The organism is Aquibaculum arenosum (assembly GCF_029222965.1).
GTDB classification, from domain to species: Bacteria; Pseudomonadota; Alphaproteobacteria; order Kiloniellales; family DSM-21159; genus Aquibaculum; species Aquibaculum arenosum.
On record NZ_JARHUD010000009.1, the window covers coordinates 39,574 to 58,094 of the forward strand.

General features: G+C 65.9%; 17 protein-coding genes. 6 read left to right on the forward strand and 11 right to left on the reverse strand.

The genetic code is table 11. The features are described from left to right. The first annotated feature begins 3 nt into the window (after nt 1-3). Nucleotides 4-867 carry a DUF2272 domain-containing protein gene (locus tag P2G67_RS13855; protein ID WP_275823835.1) on the forward strand — a complete coding sequence of 288 codons (864 nt, stop codon included), beginning with the start codon at nt 4-6 and terminating at the stop codon, nt 865-867. On the opposite strand, the gene P2G67_RS13860 is transcribed toward P2G67_RS13855, so the two are convergent. Beyond that, nucleotides 819-1,652 (reverse strand): AraC family transcriptional regulator, encoded by an 834-nt coding sequence (locus tag P2G67_RS13860; protein ID WP_275823836.1) that lies wholly within the window; start codon nt 1,650-1,652, stop codon nt 819-821. The two genes, P2G67_RS13855 and P2G67_RS13860, sit on opposite strands and share 49 nt — an antisense overlap. Before the next feature lie 113 nt (nt 1,653-1,765). On the opposite strand from P2G67_RS13860, the gene P2G67_RS13865 reads away from it, so the two are divergent. The 3 genes from P2G67_RS13865 (at nt 1,766) to P2G67_RS13875 (ending at nt 5,602) form a co-directional block, all read left to right on the forward strand. Then, a complete protein-coding gene (locus tag P2G67_RS13865; protein ID WP_275823837.1) occupies nt 1,766-2,968 on the forward strand; it encodes an MFS transporter in 1,203 nt (400 codons plus the stop codon). Between the two features lie 135 nt (nt 2,969-3,103). Then, nucleotides 3,104-4,777, forward strand: coding sequence for a formate--tetrahydrofolate ligase (locus P2G67_RS13870; RefSeq protein ID WP_275823838.1), 1,674 nt, complete (start codon nt 3,104-3,106; stop codon nt 4,775-4,777). A 204-nt stretch (nt 4,778-4,981) separates the two neighbouring features. Continuing rightward, complete coding sequence (locus P2G67_RS13875; RefSeq protein ID WP_275823839.1) at nt 4,982-5,602, forward strand: hypothetical protein; 621 nt, start codon at nt 4,982-4,984, stop codon at nt 5,600-5,602. Between the two features lie 149 nt (nt 5,603-5,751). On the opposite strand, the gene P2G67_RS13880 is transcribed toward P2G67_RS13875, so the two are convergent. The 5 genes from P2G67_RS13880 to P2G67_RS13900 all read right to left on the reverse strand — a co-directional run bounded on the left by P2G67_RS13880 (nt 5,752) and on the right by P2G67_RS13900 (nt 11,933). After that, entirely contained in the window at nt 5,752-6,381 is a 630-nt protein-coding gene (locus P2G67_RS13880) for a glutathione S-transferase family protein (RefSeq protein ID WP_275823840.1), read from the reverse strand. Nucleotides 6,382-6,425: 44 nt separating this feature from the next. Continuing rightward, nucleotides 6,426-7,559, reverse strand: coding sequence for a 4-hydroxybutyrate dehydrogenase (gbd, locus tag P2G67_RS13885; protein ID WP_275823841.1), 1,134 nt, complete (start codon nt 7,557-7,559; stop codon nt 6,426-6,428). Between the two features lie 163 nt (nt 7,560-7,722). Beyond that, nucleotides 7,723-8,610, reverse strand: coding sequence for a dienelactone hydrolase family protein (locus P2G67_RS13890; RefSeq protein WP_275823842.1), 888 nt, complete (start codon nt 8,608-8,610; stop codon nt 7,723-7,725). 265 nt (nt 8,611-8,875) lie between these two features. Further along, a complete protein-coding gene (gene recQ, locus P2G67_RS13895; RefSeq protein ID WP_275823843.1) occupies nt 8,876-10,714 on the reverse strand; it encodes a DNA helicase RecQ in 1,839 nt (612 codons plus the stop codon). 52 nt (nt 10,715-10,766) lie between these two features. Beyond that, entirely contained in the window at nt 10,767-11,933 is a 1,167-nt protein-coding gene (locus P2G67_RS13900) for a GNAT family N-acetyltransferase (protein WP_275823844.1), read from the reverse strand. Between the two features lie 91 nt (nt 11,934-12,024). On the opposite strand from P2G67_RS13900, the gene P2G67_RS13905 reads away from it, so the two are divergent. Continuing rightward, nucleotides 12,025-12,957: a rhomboid family intramembrane serine protease gene (locus tag P2G67_RS13905; RefSeq protein ID WP_275823845.1), complete on the forward strand. Its 933-nt coding sequence runs from the start codon at nt 12,025-12,027 to the stop codon at nt 12,955-12,957. A 6-nt stretch (nt 12,958-12,963) separates the two neighbouring features. On the opposite strand, the gene P2G67_RS13910 is transcribed toward P2G67_RS13905, so the two are convergent. The 3 genes from P2G67_RS13910 to P2G67_RS13920 form a co-directional block, all read right to left on the reverse strand. Further along, nucleotides 12,964-13,353: a superoxide dismutase family protein gene (locus tag P2G67_RS13910; RefSeq protein WP_275823846.1), complete on the reverse strand. Its 390-nt coding sequence runs from the start codon at nt 13,351-13,353 to the stop codon at nt 12,964-12,966. 170 nt (nt 13,354-13,523) lie between these two features. Continuing rightward, the gene (locus P2G67_RS13915; RefSeq protein WP_275823847.1) at nt 13,524-13,874 is read right to left on the reverse strand and encodes a RidA family protein; all 351 of its coding nucleotides are present in this window, start codon (nt 13,872-13,874) and stop codon (nt 13,524-13,526) included. A 35-nt stretch (nt 13,875-13,909) separates the two neighbouring features. Then, on the reverse strand, nt 13,910-14,674 hold the full coding sequence (locus P2G67_RS13920) for an SDR family NAD(P)-dependent oxidoreductase (protein ID WP_275823848.1): 765 nt from the start codon (nt 14,672-14,674) through the stop codon (nt 13,910-13,912). 261 nt (nt 14,675-14,935) lie between these two features. On the opposite strand from P2G67_RS13920, the gene P2G67_RS13925 reads away from it, so the two are divergent. Beyond that, on the forward strand, nt 14,936-17,029 hold the full coding sequence (locus tag P2G67_RS13925; RefSeq protein ID WP_275823849.1) for a sodium-translocating pyrophosphatase: 2,094 nt from the start codon (nt 14,936-14,938) through the stop codon (nt 17,027-17,029). A gap of 81 nt (nt 17,030-17,110) precedes the next feature. Here the strand turns inward: P2G67_RS13925 and P2G67_RS13930 are convergent, their stop codons facing one another. Next, nucleotides 17,111-17,803: a 3-oxoacid CoA-transferase subunit B gene (locus tag P2G67_RS13930; protein WP_275823850.1), complete on the reverse strand. Its 693-nt coding sequence runs from the start codon at nt 17,801-17,803 to the stop codon at nt 17,111-17,113. Further along, nucleotides 17,800-18,510, reverse strand: coding sequence for a 3-oxoacid CoA-transferase subunit A (locus P2G67_RS13935; RefSeq protein WP_275823851.1), 711 nt, complete (start codon nt 18,508-18,510; stop codon nt 17,800-17,802). The genes P2G67_RS13930 and P2G67_RS13935 overlap by 4 nt, the downstream gene beginning before the upstream one ends. Between the last annotated feature and the right edge of the window lie 11 nt (nt 18,511-18,521).

Below are 18,521 nucleotides of genomic sequence, written 5' to 3' on the forward strand. Positions count from 1 at the left end.
TCGGTGATCTTTCCCGGAGGCCTGCGCTGGCTCACATTCGGCTTCTGCGCGCTGCTGCTCGCGGCTTGTGAAACGGCCAGACCGCCGTTGGACGCGCCGCCGGTGCCCTACCCGGAAAGCCTGCGCGAGCGGCTGGTGGATCTGGCCGAGCGTGAGTGGCAGGCCTTCGGCGGCGGGATCACCGACCTGCGCGGGCCGGAGCGGGTGGAACTGCGCCCGGCGCTATCCGAGGACGACCCCCGCGTCTTCCATCTGGTGCAGGGCTACTGGAATGCCGTGCGCGAGGAGCGGGACACCTGGCCCGAGTACGTCGAAAACCAGCGCGCGCGCTATCGCGAGGCGGACGCGGAAGTCTGGCGGCCGCTGCCCTGGTCGGCAGCCTTCATCTCCTATCTCATGCGCAGCGCCGGGGTCGACCGAGGCGACTTCCGCTGGAGTGCCGCCCACAGCTTCTATCTCGACCACGCCATTCACATGGAGCAGCGTTGGGGCGAGCGGGCGCTCTACACCCCACTAGATCTGGAAGCCCACCGGCCCGCGCCGGGCGACCTGCTCTGCGCCGACCGCTCAAGGCCTGCTGACGAGAGGCTGCAGCGGGTGGCCCAACGGGCCGAGGAACTGGGCGAATTCCGTGGCATGCATTGTGACCTCGTTGTCGGCCGATACAGTGGTCGCCTGGCGCTGATCGGCGGCAATCTGGGCAATGCGGTGCGGATGGTCTACCTGCCGCTCGACGCCGAAGGGCGGGTGCCGCGGGGACTGGGGGACTCTTCCGGCCGGGCGGCGCCCTTCCTGGTTCTGCGGCTCAACCTCGTCGATCAGGATGCGCCGGCCTCGCCGGCGCTGACGCTGTCTTTGGCGAAGTAACGCCCCGGGGTCACCCCGAAGCTCCGGCGGAAGGCGGCGATGAAGGCGCTCGGTCCGTCGTAACCCACATCGAGCGCGACGGAGGTCACCGCCTGGCCCTGCGCCAGCAGCGGCAACGCTGCCAGCAGGCGAGCCTGCTGGCGCCAGGCTGCGAAGCCCATGCCGGTTTCCGCCTGAAAGCGCCGGGCCAGCGTACGAGGGGAGGCGCCGACCAGCCGGCCCCAATCCGCGAGCTCCCGGCGATCCGCCGGCTGCTCCCGCAAGGCGGAGCAGATCCGACACAAGCTCGGATGTTGCGGCTCGGGCAGGTGCATCGGAGCCTCCGCACCGCGACGCAATTCATCCAAGAGCACCGCAACCAGCCGTGCGCCAGGGCCTTCCCGGGTGGCCTCTGCCGGCAGGTCCATCAGGCGCAGCACCAGCGCGCGCAACAGGGGGGTCACGCTCAGCACCTGGGGGCGCCGGGGGCGATCGGCTGCAATGCTTTCATCGAGATAGAGTGTGCGCAGCTGCACGGGCCGGTGCATCTTCAGCGCATGACCTTCACCGGCAGGCACCCAGACCGCGCGCTGGGGCGGGACGACCCAGAGGCCGGAGCGCGTGCTGACCGTCATCACACCGCTGGTGGCGAAGACCAGTTGGGCGCGGCGATGGCTGTGCAGACCCGTGTCCCAGCCGGCAGGATAGTCGCGGGCATAGGGCTGCACCGGTCCGGGACTGTCGGAGATCAGGCGTTGCAGTGCAGCGCGGGTCTGCGGGTAGTCTGGTGCAATCTGTCCGTTCATCGACATAGTGTGGCAGAGTAGCGCGAGACTGCCGAAGGTTCGATGCCTATCCTGCACGGATTACCAGTCTATCGCCTGCCGGCCCGTTTGGCCGGTCGCCAGTGGAGTGCTCAATGTCTGCCCCGCGTCTTCGTTTTCTCTTCCTCAATGTCGGCCACGCCTATGACCACTTCTTCATGCTGATCTACCCCACGGTGGCGGTGGCACTGGAACTGAGCGGGGAGGGCTTCTACGGCGACCTGCTGATGCCTGCCACGGCGGGGTTCATTGCCTTCGCGGCGTTCACCTTGCCGGCCGGCTGGCTCGGCGATGTCTGGAGCCGGCGCAACATGATGGCGCTGATGTTCCTGGGCCTGGGTGCTTCGTCCGTCTTCACGGCGACGGCCAGCAGCACCTGGCACCTAGCCGCGGGCCTATTCTGTATGGGTGCCTTTGCCGCCATCTATCACCCCGTGGGCATCGCCATGGTGGCAGAAAGCCAGGAGAAGGTAGGGCGCCTGCTCGGCATCAATGGGGTCTGGGGCAACATGGGTGTGGCCGCGGCACCAATCCTGACCGGCGCGCTCACCGTCTGGCTGGGGTGGCAGGCTGCGTTCATTGTGCCGGGTGCCCTGGCGATCATCACGGGACTGGCTTTCCTCCTCTTGGTTCCCGATGAGGTGGCGGTGGTGAAGCGCCGTCGCCCGGCAGTGACCGAGGGCGCTGCACCGGGGCGCGAGCTGCTGATCCGCGTTTTCAGCTATCTGGCCATTTCCTCGCTGCTGGGCGGGGTGATCTTTGCCGTCCTGACCATCGTCATGCCGAAGATCGTGGAGGCCAACTTCGCGGCACCGGACCTGGGCGGTCTGATTGGTGCGGCGGGCCTTGCCTCGCTGATCTTCGCCGGTGCTTCCATGACACAGCTCGTGACCGGACCTGCGGCCGATCGCTATTCGCCGCGTGTGTTGATGCTCTTGCTAGGCGGCGTGCAGGTGCCCCTGCTGCTATTGCTGCTGATCAGTGATGCCTGGGCAGCCATGGCGGTGGCGCTGGTCCTCATGATCGCGACCTTCGGCGTCATCCCGATCCAGGACGCAATCGTCGCCCGCTACGCAGCGGCCCACTGGCGTGCGCGCGTCTACAGCGTCAAGTACGTGCTCTCCTTGGGTGTCAGCGCCACGGCCGTGCCTCTGGCGGCCTGGGGATACAGTCCTGACGCCGGCTTTGATCGGCTCTATGTCGTTTTGACGTTCTGTGCGCTGGGCGTCGTGGCCGCCGCCCTGCTGCTGCCGCGCCCGCAGAGACTGCGCGAAGAGGCCGTGCAGGCTGCCGAGTAGTCGAGTTCCGTCATGGCGCTTTTCGCGTCCTGCCCGTCGGTCCTTGGACTGTGCAGGTTGCAGGGGGCGGTTAGCGTCCGGGTTCACCGTCGGGATTCTGCCGCGGTGGCCGGGAAAACAAGGGATTAAGGTCTGATGCCCAAGAGCGATATCGAGATAGCCCGCGAAGCGACGCTGCAGCCCATCGCCGAGATCGGCGCCAAGCTCGACATTCCGCAGGACGCGATCCTGCAGTACGGCCCCTACAAGGGGAAGGTCTCCTTCGACTTCATCAAGGGCCTCGCCGACCGGCCCAACGGCAAGCTGGTGCTGGTGACGGCGATCACGCCGACGCCGGCAGGCGAAGGCAAGACCACCACCAGCGTGGGCCTGGGCGACGGCCTCAACCGCATCGGCAAGCGCGCGGCCGTCTGCCTGCGCGAACCCTCCCTTGGCCCCTGCTTTGGCATGAAGGGTGGCGCGGCCGGTGGCGGTTACGCCCAGGTCGTGCCCATGGAGGACATCAACCTCCACTTCACCGGTGATTTCCACGCCATCGGCATCGCCCACAATCTGCTCGCGGCGCTGATCGACAATCACATCTACTGGGGCAATGAGCTCGGCTTCGACAGCCGACGCGTCTCTTGGCGCCGGGTGATGGACATGAACGACCGGGCCCTGCGCTCCATCGTGACCTCGCTCGGCGGCACCCCCAACGGTTTCCCACGCGAAGATGGCTTCGACATCGTCGTGGCCTCGGAGATCATGGCGATTTTCTGCCTGGCCACCGATCTGGAGGATCTAACCGAGCGCCTGGGCAAGATCGTGGTCGGTTACACCCGGGATCGCAAGCCGATCCTGGCCCGCGATCTGAAGGCACCGGGATCGATGGCAGTGCTGCTCAAGGATGCCATTTCCCCGAACCTGGTGCAGACGCTGGAAGGCAACCCGGCCTTCATTCACGGCGGCCCCTTTGCCAACATCGCCCACGGCTGTAACTCCGTGATTGCCACGCAGACGGCCCTGAAGCTTGCCGACTATGTGGTGACCGAAGCCGGCTTCGGCGCCGACTTGGGTGCGGAGAAGTTCTTCGATATCAAGTGCCGCAAGGCAGGCCTGAAGCCAAACGCGGCGGTGGTCGTTGCCACCATCCGCGCGCTCAAGATGCACGGTGGCGTGGCCAAGGAAGACCTGGGCAAGGAGAACGTCGAGGCCGTCAAGAAGGGCTGCAGCAACCTGGCGCGGCACCTGCGCAATGTGAAGTCCTTCGGCGTTCCGGCGGTGGTGGCGATCAACCGTTTCATCACTGATACGGACGCGGAGATGGAAGTGGTGCGCCAGGTGGTCAAGGAACTCGGGTCCGAGGCGGTGGTCTGCTCCCATTGGGCCGAGGGCTCCAAGGGCACCGAGGAACTGGCGCAGAAGGTCGTAGCCCTGGTGGAAAGCGGCACCGACCAGTTCGCCCCGCTCTACGACGACGACATGCCGCTGTGGGACAAGATCGAAACCATCGCCACGAACCTCTATGGGGCTTCGGAAGTGCAGGCGGACAAGAGCGTGCGCAACCGCATCCGCGAACTGCAGGAGACGGGCTACGGTCATCTGCCAATCTGCATGGCCAAGACCCAGTACTCCTTCTCCACCGACCCCAACCTCAAGGGGGCCCCAGCGCATCACTCGCTGACGGTGCGTGAGGTGCGGCTCTCGGCCGGTGCGGAGTTCGTGGTCGCCATCTGCGGTGACATCATGACCATGCCGGGTCTGCCGCGGGTTCCGGCAGCAAACTCCATTCATCTGGATTCAGAGGGCCGGATCGAAGGGCTGTTCTAAGCCTGATGGTGCCTGGACCAGCCCGGTCCGGGACCTAGCCTTCAAGCAGATGCAGGCGCCCGAGAGATCCGTTTGAGCGGTTCTCTCGGGCGCAATTCGTTCGATCCGGTGCTTGCGGCGGCCTGCCGCGGAATGTCGATAAGCCATTGCGCCGGATTCGCAGGCATTGTACCTAGGATGCACTGCTAAAAAGGGGGCTCGGGTATGCTTCGATCGAGGTCGCTCGCCGGCGCTGCTGTCGGCGCGGTCATTGCGCTGACGACGATGACGGCGGAAGCTAGCGGTGACACACAGACCGCGGCGCGCACGGACGATGCGTTTCTTGTGCGCGCCATCATCAATGAAGGGGCAGCCGAAATTCCGGAGAATGTCTCCTTCACCCTTCACACCTTGGGCGGCGGCGGTGAGGCGGACCTTGCTGCGGAAAGCTCGGGCGGCATCGCTGAATTCAGCGTGCCCAGCGGGGACTATCTGCTGACCACGGCTTACGGCGCGATGCTAAAGCAGGAGGTCGTGCAGGTGCGCGGGCGCGGCGAAATCGCGCACACGGTCAACCTGAATGCCGGTGAGATCACCTTGAGCGTGATTCCGGGCATCGGGCGCCCCGCGCTCAAGGATGCCATCGACTGGAAGATCCACACCTATGGCCGTGATACCGAGGGCAAGCGTCACGTGCTCCATCAGGTCAGCGGCGCCAACCCCTATCTGGTTCTGCCGGCGGGTTGGTACTTCGTTACGGCCGACTATGGTGGTCGCCAGTTGACTCACACCATCGAAGTCGGCGCCGGCAACCGTTTCGATTATACCCTGGTGCAGCAGAACTGATCGTCACCGGGGGCGGGTGGAGCCGATCTGCGCTCCCTCATATCGCTCAAGCGAAAGGCCACAGCGACCGTTGGACGCTGTGGCCTTTTTCGTTGATCGACTGAGTGGACGTCAGGACTTGCGGTACTTGTCCATCGACTGAGCGGACGTCAGGACTTGCGGTACTTGTCCAGCGAGGTTGCCTGCATCGGCGGCAGTTCGGACATCCGAGCAGTCAAGGCCGCCAGCTTGGGGAAAGACTTCTCCTCGACCAGGGCCGGCACCATGAAACCGATAAAGTCGTAGACGATGGCGGTGGTCACATCTGCCTGGGTCATGCGGCCGCCGACCAGATGGTCGCCATTCTCCAGCATCGCTTCCAGCGCTGCCAAGCCGCCGCGGACCTGACCCGACAGACGCTCGATCCATTTCTCGCTGATGTGCGCCTCATCGCGCATCGCCGGATTGCGCTCATAGGCGATCAGAATGGTTTTCTCCGCGGCTCCCATGGCATGGAAGACGGCACGGAGCACGACACGACGCTCGGCGCCGCTGGCCGGCGTCAGGCGCTTATCCCCCGCCTGCTCATCCAGATGGTCCAGTATCGCGGTGCTGTCGATCAAGGTTTCGCCGTCGTCCAGCGCCAGGGCCGGGACGCGCGCCAGGCGATTGTGCTGGCGGATCGCTTCGAGATCCGTGGCCGTGGACAGCTCTGCCCGCTCATAGGGCATGCCGTAGAGGTCAAGGGTCACGGCACAGCGGCGCACGAAGGGGGAAAGATCGCGTCCGATCAACAGCATTAAGCGCGTCTCCTATTTGGGTTTAGAATCTGGAAGTGTCGGGCTCAGCCGTAGACTTCGGCAAAGAGCGCCTCGTAGTCTTCGCGGGTCGCCTGGCGCGGGTTGCTGGCGTTGCTGTGGTCGGCAAGTGCGCCCTCGACCATCTTCGGCAGCACGTGCTTGGGCACGCCCATTTCCTTCAGATTGGCCGGCAGGCCCAGTTCGCGATTGAGGTCTTCGATGGCCGCGGCAAGGTTGCTGCCAGGGGGCAGGCCCATGGTCTCGGCAAGGACGTCGTACTTGTTGCCGACGTGCCCTGCGTTGAAGCGCAGCACGGCCGGCAGGATGACGGCATTCAGCGTGCCGTGATGCAGGCGCGGGTCCTGGATGCCGCCCAGGGGATGGGACATGGCGTGGACCGCGCCCAGACCCTTCTGGAAGGTCAGGCCACCCATGACTGCCGACCAGAGCATTTCGCGGCGGGCTTCGCGATCCTGGCCGTCGGCCACCGCGCGGCGGATGTGGCGGATGCCGCGACGCAGACCGTCCAGGGCGATGGCCTCGGCCACCGGGTTGTCCTTCGGGCTGAGGTAGGTCTCGATGCAGTGGGTGATCGCATCCATGCCCGTGGCGGCCGTGAGGCCTGGCGGCAGGCCGAGCGTGAGCTCGGGATCGCAGATCGCCACCCGTGGAATGATATGGGGCGAAAGGAAGCCTAGCTTGCGGCCGTCGTTGAGGGTCAGGATCGCCCCGCGGCCCACCTCGCTGCCCGTGCCGGCGGTGGTCGGAACGGCAATCAGTGGCGCTACGGCTTTGGTGATGAGTTCGGCACCGCCCAGGATGGCGGCATAGCGCTCCATGGGCGGCAGGTGGTTGGCCATCAGGGCAACGCCCTTGCCGAGGTCGATGGAAGAGCCTCCGCCGAAAGCCACCACGGAATCGCAGCCTGCATCGGCATAGACCTCAAGGGCAGCGTTCACTGCCTGCTCGGTGGGGTTCTCCGGGGTCTGGTCGAAGATCGTCGCCGTCATCTCCGGGGGCAGGGCGTCCAGAGCCTTCTGGGCCAATCCGAGCTTTACCAGCCCAGGGTCTGTGACCAGGAGCGGACGGTTGACCCCAAGGGCCTTCAACTCGTCGCCCAGGAGCTGCAAGGCCCCGAAATCGAACTGGATCTTCGTCAGGTACTGGACCAGAGCCACCGGCGCTCTCCCTCATGCACATCGTTGCGATGCCGGCATGGCTCTTCAGGCCATGCCGGCGATTGGGGGCCAGTCTAATGCCTGAGCGCCGGCTGTCGAGACGCTACGGATCAATGCGCTTGAGGTGAAGTCGTGCCCTGCAGCTGTGGTGCGCGAGTCGGGATTATGCGGCGGCGATATGCTGGTCGAACCACGCCAGCAGGCGCTCCCACCCGTCCTGGGCGGGCGCTTCGCGATAGCTCGGGCGGTAGTCGGCATGGAAGGCGTGCGGAGCGTCGGGATAGACAACGATCTCAAAGCTTTGCTCCGCCTCTTCCAGCGCGCTGCGCATCTCCTCGACTGTGTCCACGGGAATGCCACTGTCGGCACCGCCATAGAGGCCGAGTACAGGGGCATTCAGGTCGGCTGCGACGTCGATTGGATGCTGCGGGGTGGTGTCGCTGGTCTCTCCCACCAGGCGTCCATACCAGGCAACGCCCGCCGAGAGATCGGGATTGTGCGCGGCATAGAGCCAGGTCACGCGCCCGCCCCAGCAGAAGCCGGTGATGCCAAGGCGCTCCGTATCGCCACCCTCTGCGGCTGCCCAGGCCACGCAGTCGTCGAGATCGGACATCACCTGTTCGTCTGGCACCTGCGAGACCACCTCGCTCAGCAGGGTCTGGATGTCGTCATAGCCGCTGGGGTCTCCCTGCCGGTTGTAAAGCTCCGGCGCCACAGCGAAGTAGCCCGCCTTGCCCAGGCGGCGACAGACATCCTTGATGTGCTCGTGCACGCCAAAGATCTCCTGGATCACCAGGATGACCGGTGCCGAATCATCGTCGACCGGCCGCGCGAAATAGACCGGCACTTCGGTGCCGTCCGTTGCGGTGAAGGCGCTGTCGCCGGCCTCCAGTCCGTCCGTATCGGTCTTGATCACCGTCTCAGCAGACACCGGGCCTGCTGCGGCGGCGAAGCCGACTGCAGCGCTTGCGGTCATAACGAAGCCGCGGCGGGATAAGGGCGGGAGCGCGGCGGTGAGACTGTGGAAATCAGCCCGAAGGTCATGTGCCATGGCTCAGACTCCTTCAGTTTGCTGGGCCAGTATAACCGCCAAGCGCATGTTATGGAAATCGCTCCGAGGCGAGTCGTTTTGCTATCTTCCGGGCCAGCGTTGGGATAGAATGATCCCAGTTGTTACCTCTCGGCCCGCGGCCAGAACCAGCTATCGCAGCCCGATGGCTCGGGGCGGCGGCTCCGTTCCAGGGCCGGGATCGGGGGGCGGGGCAACGAGGTCCCCTGTCCCGCCCCCTACTTGCTTCCGTGTTCCGGCTTTTTGCTCAGCCTTGATCCGCGTGTGCGATGACTTCGAGGAAGGCCGCGCCATAGCGCTCGAGCTTGCTTTCCCCCACACCTGGTAACTGGCCGAGGGCCGCTCGGCTGCCTGGACGGCTCTGAGCCATGGCCACCAGGGTCGAATCGTGAAAGATCATGTAGGGCGGCAGGTTCACCTCGCGCGCCAATTCCAGCCGCCTGGCACGCAATGCCGTGAAGAGCGAGCGCTCGGCTTCGCTTTCCAGCGTTGCCGCCGCTGCACCGCTGCTGCCGCCGGAGGCGGTTGCTTTACGGCGGGCGCCCACTTCGCGGCGCAATGACACCTGCTCTTCGCCGCGCAGCACCGGTCGGCTCTTTTCCGTCAGGCGCAGCGCGCCATAGCCTTCCAAATCGATGTGCAGCAGCCCAAGGCTGGCCAGTTGGCGCAGGATAGAGCGCCAGGCTTTGGCATCGAAATCGGTGCCGATGCCAAAGGTGGAGAGCTGGTCATGACCGGCCGCGCGGATCTTGTCGCTGGTTTTGCCCAGCAGCACGTCGATGACATGGGCGCTGCCGTAACGCTGCCCGGTGCGATAGATGGTCGACAGCGCCTTCTGCGCCGCGACGGTGCCGTCGAAGGTTTGTGGCGGCGAGAGACAGGTGTCGCAATTGCCGCAGGCCTCACAGCTGTCGCCGAAGTAGTCCAGCAGGACCTGGCGCCGGCAGCGGGTGGTTTCGGCATAGCCCAGCAGCGCATCCAATTTGCGGTGCTCAAGGCGCTTGCGTGCGTCGGGGGCGTTGCTCTCCTCAATCATACGGCGTTGCTGGGCGATGTCCTGCATCCCGAACAGCAGCAGTGTCTCAGCGGGCAGGCCGTCGCGCCCGGCGCGACCGGTTTCCTGATAGTAGGCCTCCAGGCTGCGCGGCGGATCGAGGTGGGCGACAAAGCGAACGTCCGGCTTGTCGATGCCCATGCCGAAGGCAATGGTGGCCGCAATGGTCAGGCCGGGTTCCTTCAGAAATCGTTCCTGGTGGCGAGCGCGCACCTCGGGGGCCAGGCCGGCGTGGTAGGGCAGGGCAGAGATGCCCTGATCCGTCAGCCAGCTCGCCACCTCCTCCGTGCGGGCACGCGACAGGCAATAGACGATGCCGGCTTCTCCGCCCTGGGCCTTGACGAAGTCCAAGAGCTGGCGCCGGGCGGTGGTCTTGGGCTGCACCCCGTAACGAATGTTCGGGCGGTCGAAGCCGCCCAGGAAATCGCGCCCGTCATGGAGCGCCAGTCGGTCGATGATGTCCCTGCGCGTCGGCGCATCGGCCGTGGCGGTCAAGGCAACCCGAGGAATGGCGGGAAAGCGCTCGGCCAGCAGGCCCAGGCGATGGTACTCGGGACGGAAATCGTGCCCCCACTCGCTGATGCAGTGGGCCTCGTCGATGGCGAACAGACTGAGGCGGCAGTTGTCCAGGAGCTCCAGGAAGCTGTCCATCAGCAGCCGCTCCGGGGCCACGTAGAGCAGGTCCAGCTCCTCCTGCTGCATGGCCCTTATCGCCTGGCGGCTCAGCTCGGCATCCTGGGCAGAATTCAAGGTCGCTGCGCGCACGCCCAGCTCCCGCAGCGCCGCCACCTGGTCCTGCATCAGGGCAATCAGTGGCGACACCACGATGGCGGTGCCCGGACGGGCGATGGCCGGAATCTGATAGCAGAGCGATTTGCCGCTGCCCGTGGGCATCACCACCAGGGCATGCCCGCCGGCGCAGACCTGCTCCACCACGGCCTCCTGCAATCCCCGAAAGGAGGAAAAGCCGAACACCCGACGCAGGATCTTCTGCGGATCGTCCGCCGCCTCGTGAATCTCTAGACTGGCCATGGCCCCCCGCATACCTGCCCAAGGGAGGCTTGGCCAGTGCCCGCCTCCCGGTCTACTCCGAGAGGCCGCGATAGGGGCTGTGGTGGCGGTTGATCAGCTCGATCTCCTGGCGCACCTGGCGGGTCTCGCGGCGCAGGTAATCGGCCACGGCGCGCTCAAGGGCCGGATCGCGGATCAGGTGCGCGCTCCGGGTTTCCGTGGCGAGGTAGCCGCGCTGTACTTTGTGCTCACCCTGGGCTCCGGCTTCGACGCGGCGCAGGCCCCGGGCGATGGCGTAGTCGATGGTCTGGTAGTAGCAGGTTTCGAAGTGCAGGAAACGGTGCGCCTCGTTGCAGCCCCAGTTACGGCCGTAGAGTACGCCGTCCCCCACCAGATTGAGTGCGCCGGCCAGAAGCTCGTCGCCGCGCTCCGCCACGATCAGCACCACGCGCTCCGCCAAGCGTTCCCCCAGGCTCTGGAAGAAGGGGAGGGTGAGATAGGGCTGACCCCACTTGCGGTCGGCGGTGTCCAGATAGAAGCGGTGGAAGGCCTCCCAGTGCCGCTCCTGGATGTCAGGGCCGGTCAAGGCGCGGAAGCTCAGGCCTAGTTCCGCGACCTTGGCGCGCTCCTTGCGGATCGCCTTACGCTTGCGGGAGACCAGCGCAGACAGGAAGTCGTCGAATCCGCCGTAGTTGTCGTTGTGCCAGTGGAACTGCCGGCCAATGCGCTGCAGGAAGCCGCCTTCCCCCAGGGCATGCCACTCCTCTTCCTCTGGAAAGGTGACGTGCAGGCTGATCACACTGTGACGCCGCGCCACCTCCTCCAGCCCGGCGATCAGCAGACTGCGCACCTGCGACTGGTCCGCCTCCGGGTGAACCAGCAGGCGTGGTCCGGTGACCGGCGTGAAAGGCACGCAGGCTTGGAGCTTGGGGTAGTAGCGTCCGCCGGCGCGTTCGTAGGCATCGGCCCACCCCCAGTCGAAGACATACTCGCCGAAGGAATGGCTCTTGAGGTAGAGCGGCACCGCTCCGACGAGGCGGCCCGTGGAGTCGCGCGCCAGCAAATGCTGTGGCAGCCATCCAGTCTCGGCTGTGGCGCAGCCCGTCTCCTCCAGTGCGGAGAGAAAGGCATGGGAGACGAAGGGGCAGCGCGCACCGGCGCAGGCATCCCACTCGGAAGCTGACACCTGGGAAAGGCGCTCGATGACCTGGAGGGGGTGCTGGTCGGCACCGTCGGGCATGACGGCTTCTCCTTTCCTGGCCGACGCCGGCCGAGTCATGAGAGGATGACACCAGTGTGGAGCAGCGGGCCGGCAAAGCGAAAGGGGTCATGTGAGCGATTTCGGCGGCAATCCCGGTGGCGGGGCCTGGGGCGGTGGTCTGTGGGGCGATCCTTGGGTTGTGGTGCGCCGCTCCCGTCGGCGCAGCGAGGCCGAGCGCTATGCCCTGGTGCTGGCCGCCATGGGCATCACCAGCCGGCTGCATCGCGACGGTGAATGGATCACACTTTCGGTCGCGCCACACCACGCCGCATCCGCTGAGCGCGAGATTGGGGCCTATGTGAAGGAGAACAGCCACCAGACCCCGGCTGCGCCCACCATCCGTCCCGGTCGCGAGGCCTTGCTGGGAGTGCTGGCCTACGCCTGCGTGCTCTTCTTCCTGCACGGCGCGGCCTTGCGCGATGCCTTTGGCCTGGACTGGCTGTCTGCGGGCGCGGCGCAGGCGGGCTTGATCCTGGATGGGCAGCTTTGGCGCACGGCGACGGCCCTGGGGCTTCACGGAGATGGCACGCACCTCCTGGGCAATCTGGCGCTGGGCGGCTTCTTCGGCTTCCTGCTCGCACAGCTGTTGGGCGGGGGGCTGGCCTGGCTGGCGATATTGGTGAGCGGTGCTGTGGGCAATCTGCTGGCGGCGGTTTTGCGGTCCAATGAGCAGACCTCCATCGGCGCCTCCACCGCAGTCTTTGCCGCGCTGGGTCTGCTTTGTGCCCTGTCCTGGCGGCACCAGGCACCGGCGCGCTTCCGCGGCCTGCGCCGCTGGCTGCCCTTTGCCGCGGGCGCCATGCTGCTGGCCTACCTGGGTGTCGGTGGGGAGCGCACCGATGTGCTGGCGCACGTCACCGGCTTCGCCGCGGGTGCCGGCGGAGGCTTCCTTCTGGCCCAGATCGGCCCGCGCGTTCCCTTGGGCAGCGCAGCACAACTCGCCTATGCCCTGGCGGCCGTGCTGCTCTTTACACTGGCTTGGCTGATCGCCCTGGCTGTCTGACCGGAATCAGGAGGCTGCTTCGACCACGGCGCAGGCGATGCGGTCGCCGGCTCCGCCAATGTTGGGCAGATCACCGTGATCGGGGCCGTCGGGATTGAGCAGCCCGTGCGGGCGCTCCTCGGGGTTGATGTGGCTCCCGGAAGCCTGGAAGCCCTCGTCGTGATCCTCGCAGGTGCCATTGGCATGCAGGTGCAGGCCGTGCGGCCCCGCCGGCAGGCCTTCGATTTGCAGCTGGATCAGCACACCCCTGGGCCCTTCCGTCAGCCGGGCCTCGCCGATCTCTTCTCTCTCACGGTCGATGAAACGGGCACTGGCCTCCTCGGCGGCCACGGCGGCAGCAGAAGGCAGCGTCAGAGCGGGAACCGCCCCGCAGGCGGCAAAAACGGTCGTTCGCATAGTCGGTTCTCCCTGTCTTCTCATGCGGCATACAGGCCGCGTCGGTCAGGAGTTACCGGGCAAACGACACGGAAGGGAAGTGGGTTCCGAACTTGGAACCGGTAGTGCGGTGGAGGTGGCCTCCAGCAGCTTGATCGACTGCCGGAGGCCGTTTCCGACTCCGGTCGCGATTACTTCGCCGCAATCACCATGATCTCGACGGTGAACTTGGGCGCTGCCAGGCGCGACTCGACGCAGGCGCGGGCCGGGGCGTTGCCTTCGGCGACCCAGGCGTCCCAGACCTCGTTCATCTCGTTGAAGCTGCTGATCTCGGAGAGCCAGATCTGCGCCGACAGCAAGCGGGTCTTGTCGGTCCCCGCCTCTGCCAGCAGTCGATCGATGTTTTCCAGGATCTCCTGAGTCTGCTCGGCTACGGACTTGCCGGCGTTCTGATGCGCGACCTGGCCGGCGAGATAGACGGTGTTGTCGTGTACGACGGCCTGGCTCATGCGCTTGCCGACCTCGATGCGTTCGATGCTCATATTCAGTTCCTCCGAGTTTGCTTTAAGAATAGTGGTTAAGTAGCGGATACAGGTATGATTTTGCCGTTGTCCTGGGCATCCGGGAGCAGATGCGGCAGGCAAGCCCGGGCCATCGCCTCAGGCGTCGGCAGGCTTTCGGCCGGCTCGCCGGGGAAGGCCTGGGTGCGCAGGCCGCTGCGAAACGGCCCGGGCATCAGAAGATTGGCGCGCACGCCGAACTTGCGATTCTCGGCGGCATAGCTGCGCACCAATTCTTCCAGGGCGGCCTTGCCGGCATTGTAGAGGCCCCAGAAGGCCTCCCCCTCGGCGGGGCGCGGGCAGGTGATGAAGGTGGCCTGACCGCCGCCGCCCTGACGCAGCAGCGGATCGAGACTGCGCAGCAGGCGCCAATTGGCGGTCAAGTTGACCTTCAGGGTGTCGTCCCAGATCGAGGGTTTGAAGTGGCCGACCGGCGAGAGTGTGCCCAGGCTGGCGGCTGCGCCGATGAGCAGGTCAACCGTGCCGTAGCGTTCGTTCAGCGCTCCGCCCAGGGCGTCGATCGCTTCGCCCTGGCGCAAGTCGAATGGCACCAGCAGGGGCTTGCGCCCGCCGGCGGCACAGATTTCGTCGTCCAGTTCCTCGAGCGCACCCACTGTGCGGCCGATCAGCACGCACTGCGCGCCTTCCGCAGCAAGGCAGGCCGCGAGCGCGTGCCCCAATCCGCGCGAGGCCCCGGTCACAACCGCGACCCGTCCTTCAAGGCGCCGATTCGCGTGTTCTGCTGCGCCGCTGTGTGTGGGCTGGGCCGTCTCTTCCGCCATCGTCGATCCCTAGCAATGGCCGTCTGCGTGACGGCCTGCGGAGCCTAGTCTGGCAGGGCCCGGCGTCAAGCCTGGACGCTCGTGCGGCGGCAAGTGCCCGGAAAGATACCATAATCGATGTTGCGGCCCGTGAAGGCTTCTGCCATCGTTTCCCTGTCCCGGGGCTCCGGAGACACAAAGCTCTCGCAGTTGTTCCTGCCGGTTGGACCCAGATCCAGAAGTCGCAAGCCGGCGCAATAAGCATGAAACTAGGGAGGGGGCATGGTTCTCACGTTTGTCATCCTGTGTGGCCTCATCGGTGTGGCCTACGGGGTTTGGGCGTCTCGTTCCGTTCTGTCGGCCAGCGCCGGCACCCAACGCATGCAGGAGATCGCCGCAGCCATCCAGGAAGGCGCCCGCGCTTACCTGAACCGCCAATATCGCACCATCGCAATCGTCGGCGCGGTGCTCTTTGTGGTGATCGCACTTCTGCTGTCCATCGAGGTCGCGCTCGGCTTCGTGATCGGCGCGGTGCTCTCCGGCGCAGCCGGCTACATCGGCATGTACGTCTCGGTGCGCGCCAATGTGCGTACCACCGAGGCGGCCCGTCAGGGACTGGCACAGGGGCTGGCCATTTCCTTCCGCTCGGGCGCGGTGACCGGCCTGCTGGTGGCGGGTCTCGCGCTGCTGTCCGTGGCTGGCTACTACGTCCTGCTGCTGGCCCTGGGCGCCGAGGGGCGCGCCATCATCGACGGTCTTGTCGCGCTCGGCTTCGGTGCCTCGCTCATCTCCATCTTTGCCCGACTCGGCGGCGGCATCTTCACCAAGGGTGCAGATGTAGGCGCCGATCTCGTGGGCAAGGTTGAGGCCGGCATCCCCGAGGATGACCCCCGTAACCCGGCCGTGATTGCCGACAACGTGGGCGACAACGTCGGCGACTGCGCCGGCATGGCCGCCGATCTCTTCGAGACCTACGCGGTGACCGTGGTCGCGACCATGGTGCTGGCTTCGATCTACTTCGGTGCCGAAACCGGCATCTTCCTCTATCCGCTGATGATTGGTGCGGTCTGCATTCTGGCGTCCATCGCCGGGACCTTCTTCGTCAAGCTGGGCTCCAGCAACAACATCATGGGCGCGCTCTACAAGGGCTTCATCGCAACTGCGGTGATCTCACTCGTGCTGCTGCTTCCGGCCACGGCATTGTTGGTCGGGCTGGGCACCAGCTACGAAGTGGCCGGGCGCAGTTTCACCGGTTGGAGTCTCTATTTCTGCGGCATTGCCGGGCTGGTGGTAACCGGTCTCATCATTGTGGTGACCGAATACTACACCAGCACCGAGTACCGGCCCGTGCGCTCTGTGGCCAAGTCGTCAGAGACCGGGCACGCCACCAACGTGATCCAGGGGCTTGCGGTCTCGCTGGAGGCGACGGCTCTGCCGGCGCTGATCATCGTCGCCGGCATCATCGTGACCTACCTCCTTGCCGGCCTCTTCGGCATCGCCATTGCCGTGACCACCATGCTGGCGTTGGCGGGCATGGTCGTGGCGCTCGATGCCTATGGACCGGTGACGGACAATGCCGGCGGGATTGCCGAAATGGCCGACCTGGAAGCGTCGGTTCGAGAAACCACCGATGCGCTCGATGCTGTGGGCAATACCACCAAGGCCGTGACCAAGGGCTACGCCATCGGCTCCGCCGGTCTCGGGGCGCTGGTGCTCTTCACGGCCTACACCGAGGATCTGGCCTTCTTCAGCCAGAATGCAGCCGACTATCCCTTCTTCCAGGGGGTCGAGGTGAACTTCAGCCTCTCCAATCCCTGGGTGGTGGTGGGTCTGTTCATCGGCGGTCTGCTGCCCTTCCTCTTCGGGTCCATGGGCATGCAGGCGGTCGGCCGGGCCGGCGGTGCGGTGGTCGAGGAGGTGCGTCGTCAGTTCCGGGAAATCCCGGGCATCATGGAAGGCACGGCCAAGCCGGAGTACGGCCGCTGTGTCGACATGCTGACCAAGGCGGCGATCAAGGAGATGGTGATTCCCTCCATGCTCCCGGTGCTCTCGCCCATCGTGCTCTTCCTGATCATGTGGGCGATTGCCGGCACGTCAGCCGCACTGTCATCGGTGGGCGCCATGCTCCTGGGCGTGATCGTCACCGGACTCTTCGTGGCGATTTCCATGACCGCCGGTGGCGGGGCCTGGGATAACGCCAAGAAGTACATCGAGGACGGTCATCACGGCGGCAAGGGCTCCGAAGCCCACAAGGCCGCGGTGACCGGCGATACGGTGGGTGATCCCTACAAGGACACCGCAGGCCCTGCGGTCAATCCGATGATCAAGATCACCAACGTGGTCGCCCTGCTGTTGCTGGCCGTGCTCGCGCACTGAGTCTGGCGACAGCTACGAATAAGCCTCCGGGGGCTGCGGTTCCCGGAGGCTTTTTCGTTCGATGGCGTGCTTCGGCGCCGGTCAGAGTTCCGGCGCGTCGATCTGCGGCAGACTGTCGGGCACCTCGAGCGGTGCTCCGGTCAGGGCGCGGAGTTCTTCCACGGAAATGCCGGGTGCGATCTCCAGCAGGCGGAAGCCAGTCTCGCTGACCTCGATCAGTCCCAGGTTGCTGTAGATGCGGCGCACCACGCCCTGGCCCGTCAGCGGATAGCTGCACTGCTCCACCAGCTTGGGCGCCCCGTCGCGGGTGGTATGCTCGCTCAGCACCCAGATGGCGCGCGCGCCGGCCACCAGGTCCATCGCCCCGCCCACTGCCGGCACGGCATCGGCAGCCCCGGTGGACCAGTTGGCTATGTCGCCGTTGGCAGCCACCTGCATGGCCCCCAGGATGCAAACGTCGATGTGCCCGCCACGGATCATGGCAAAGCTGTCGGCATGGTGGAAGAAAGAGGCACCGGGCAGCAGAGTGACCGGCTTCTTGCCGGCATTGATCAGCTCTGGGTCTTCCTGGCCGGCCGGGGGCGGGGGGCCGAAGCCCAGCAGGCCGTTTTCGCTGTGGTAGAGCAGTTCACGCCCGTCGGGCACGTAGCTGGCGACCAGTTCCGGCATGCCAATGCCCAGGTTCACCACCGCGCCGTCCTGCAGATCCTGCGCCGCGCGCCAGGCCATCTGCTTGCGGCTCAGTCCCAGGCGCTTTGCTTGCGTTTCGCTCATGGATAGCTTGCTCCCTGCGCCACCAGTTCAGACTCCACCAGAGGCTCGGGCACTTCGACCAGGCGCTTCACGAAGACGCCCGGCGTGACCACCTGCTCCGGATCGATCTCGCCCGGTTCCACCAGGCGGCGCACCTGCACGATGGCGGTTTCGGCGGCCATGCACATGATCGGCCCGAAGTTCCGCGCCACCTTGTTGTAGGCGAGGTTGCCAAAGCGATCCGCACGCTCGGCCTTCACCAGCGCGAAGTCGGCGCGCAGGCCGCGTTCGAGCACATAGCGCCGGCCGTCGAATTCGCGCTCCTCCTTGCCCTCGGCCAGCGGCGTGCCGACCGAGGTGGGGGTGTAGAAGGCCGGGATGCCGGCGCCGCCGGCGCGGATGCGCTCGGCCAGCGTGCCTTGCGGAACCAGTTCCAGCTCGATCTTCCCGGCGCGGTAGAGCTCGGTGAAGACCCGGGAGTGGGAGGAGCGCGGGTAACTGCAAATCACCTTGCGCACGCGCCCGGCGGCAATCAGTGCCGCGAGCCCCACCTGACCGTTGCCGGCATTGTTGTTGACCACAGTGAGCTCGCGCGCGCCCTGGTCAATCACGGCGTGGATGAGCTCGATCGGGCTGCCGGCCTCGCCGAAGCCGCCGATGAGCAGCGTCGCGCCGTCCTTGATGTCTTCGACCGCCTCGGGGATCGAGCGGCGGATCTTGTTGATCATGCAGAGCTTCC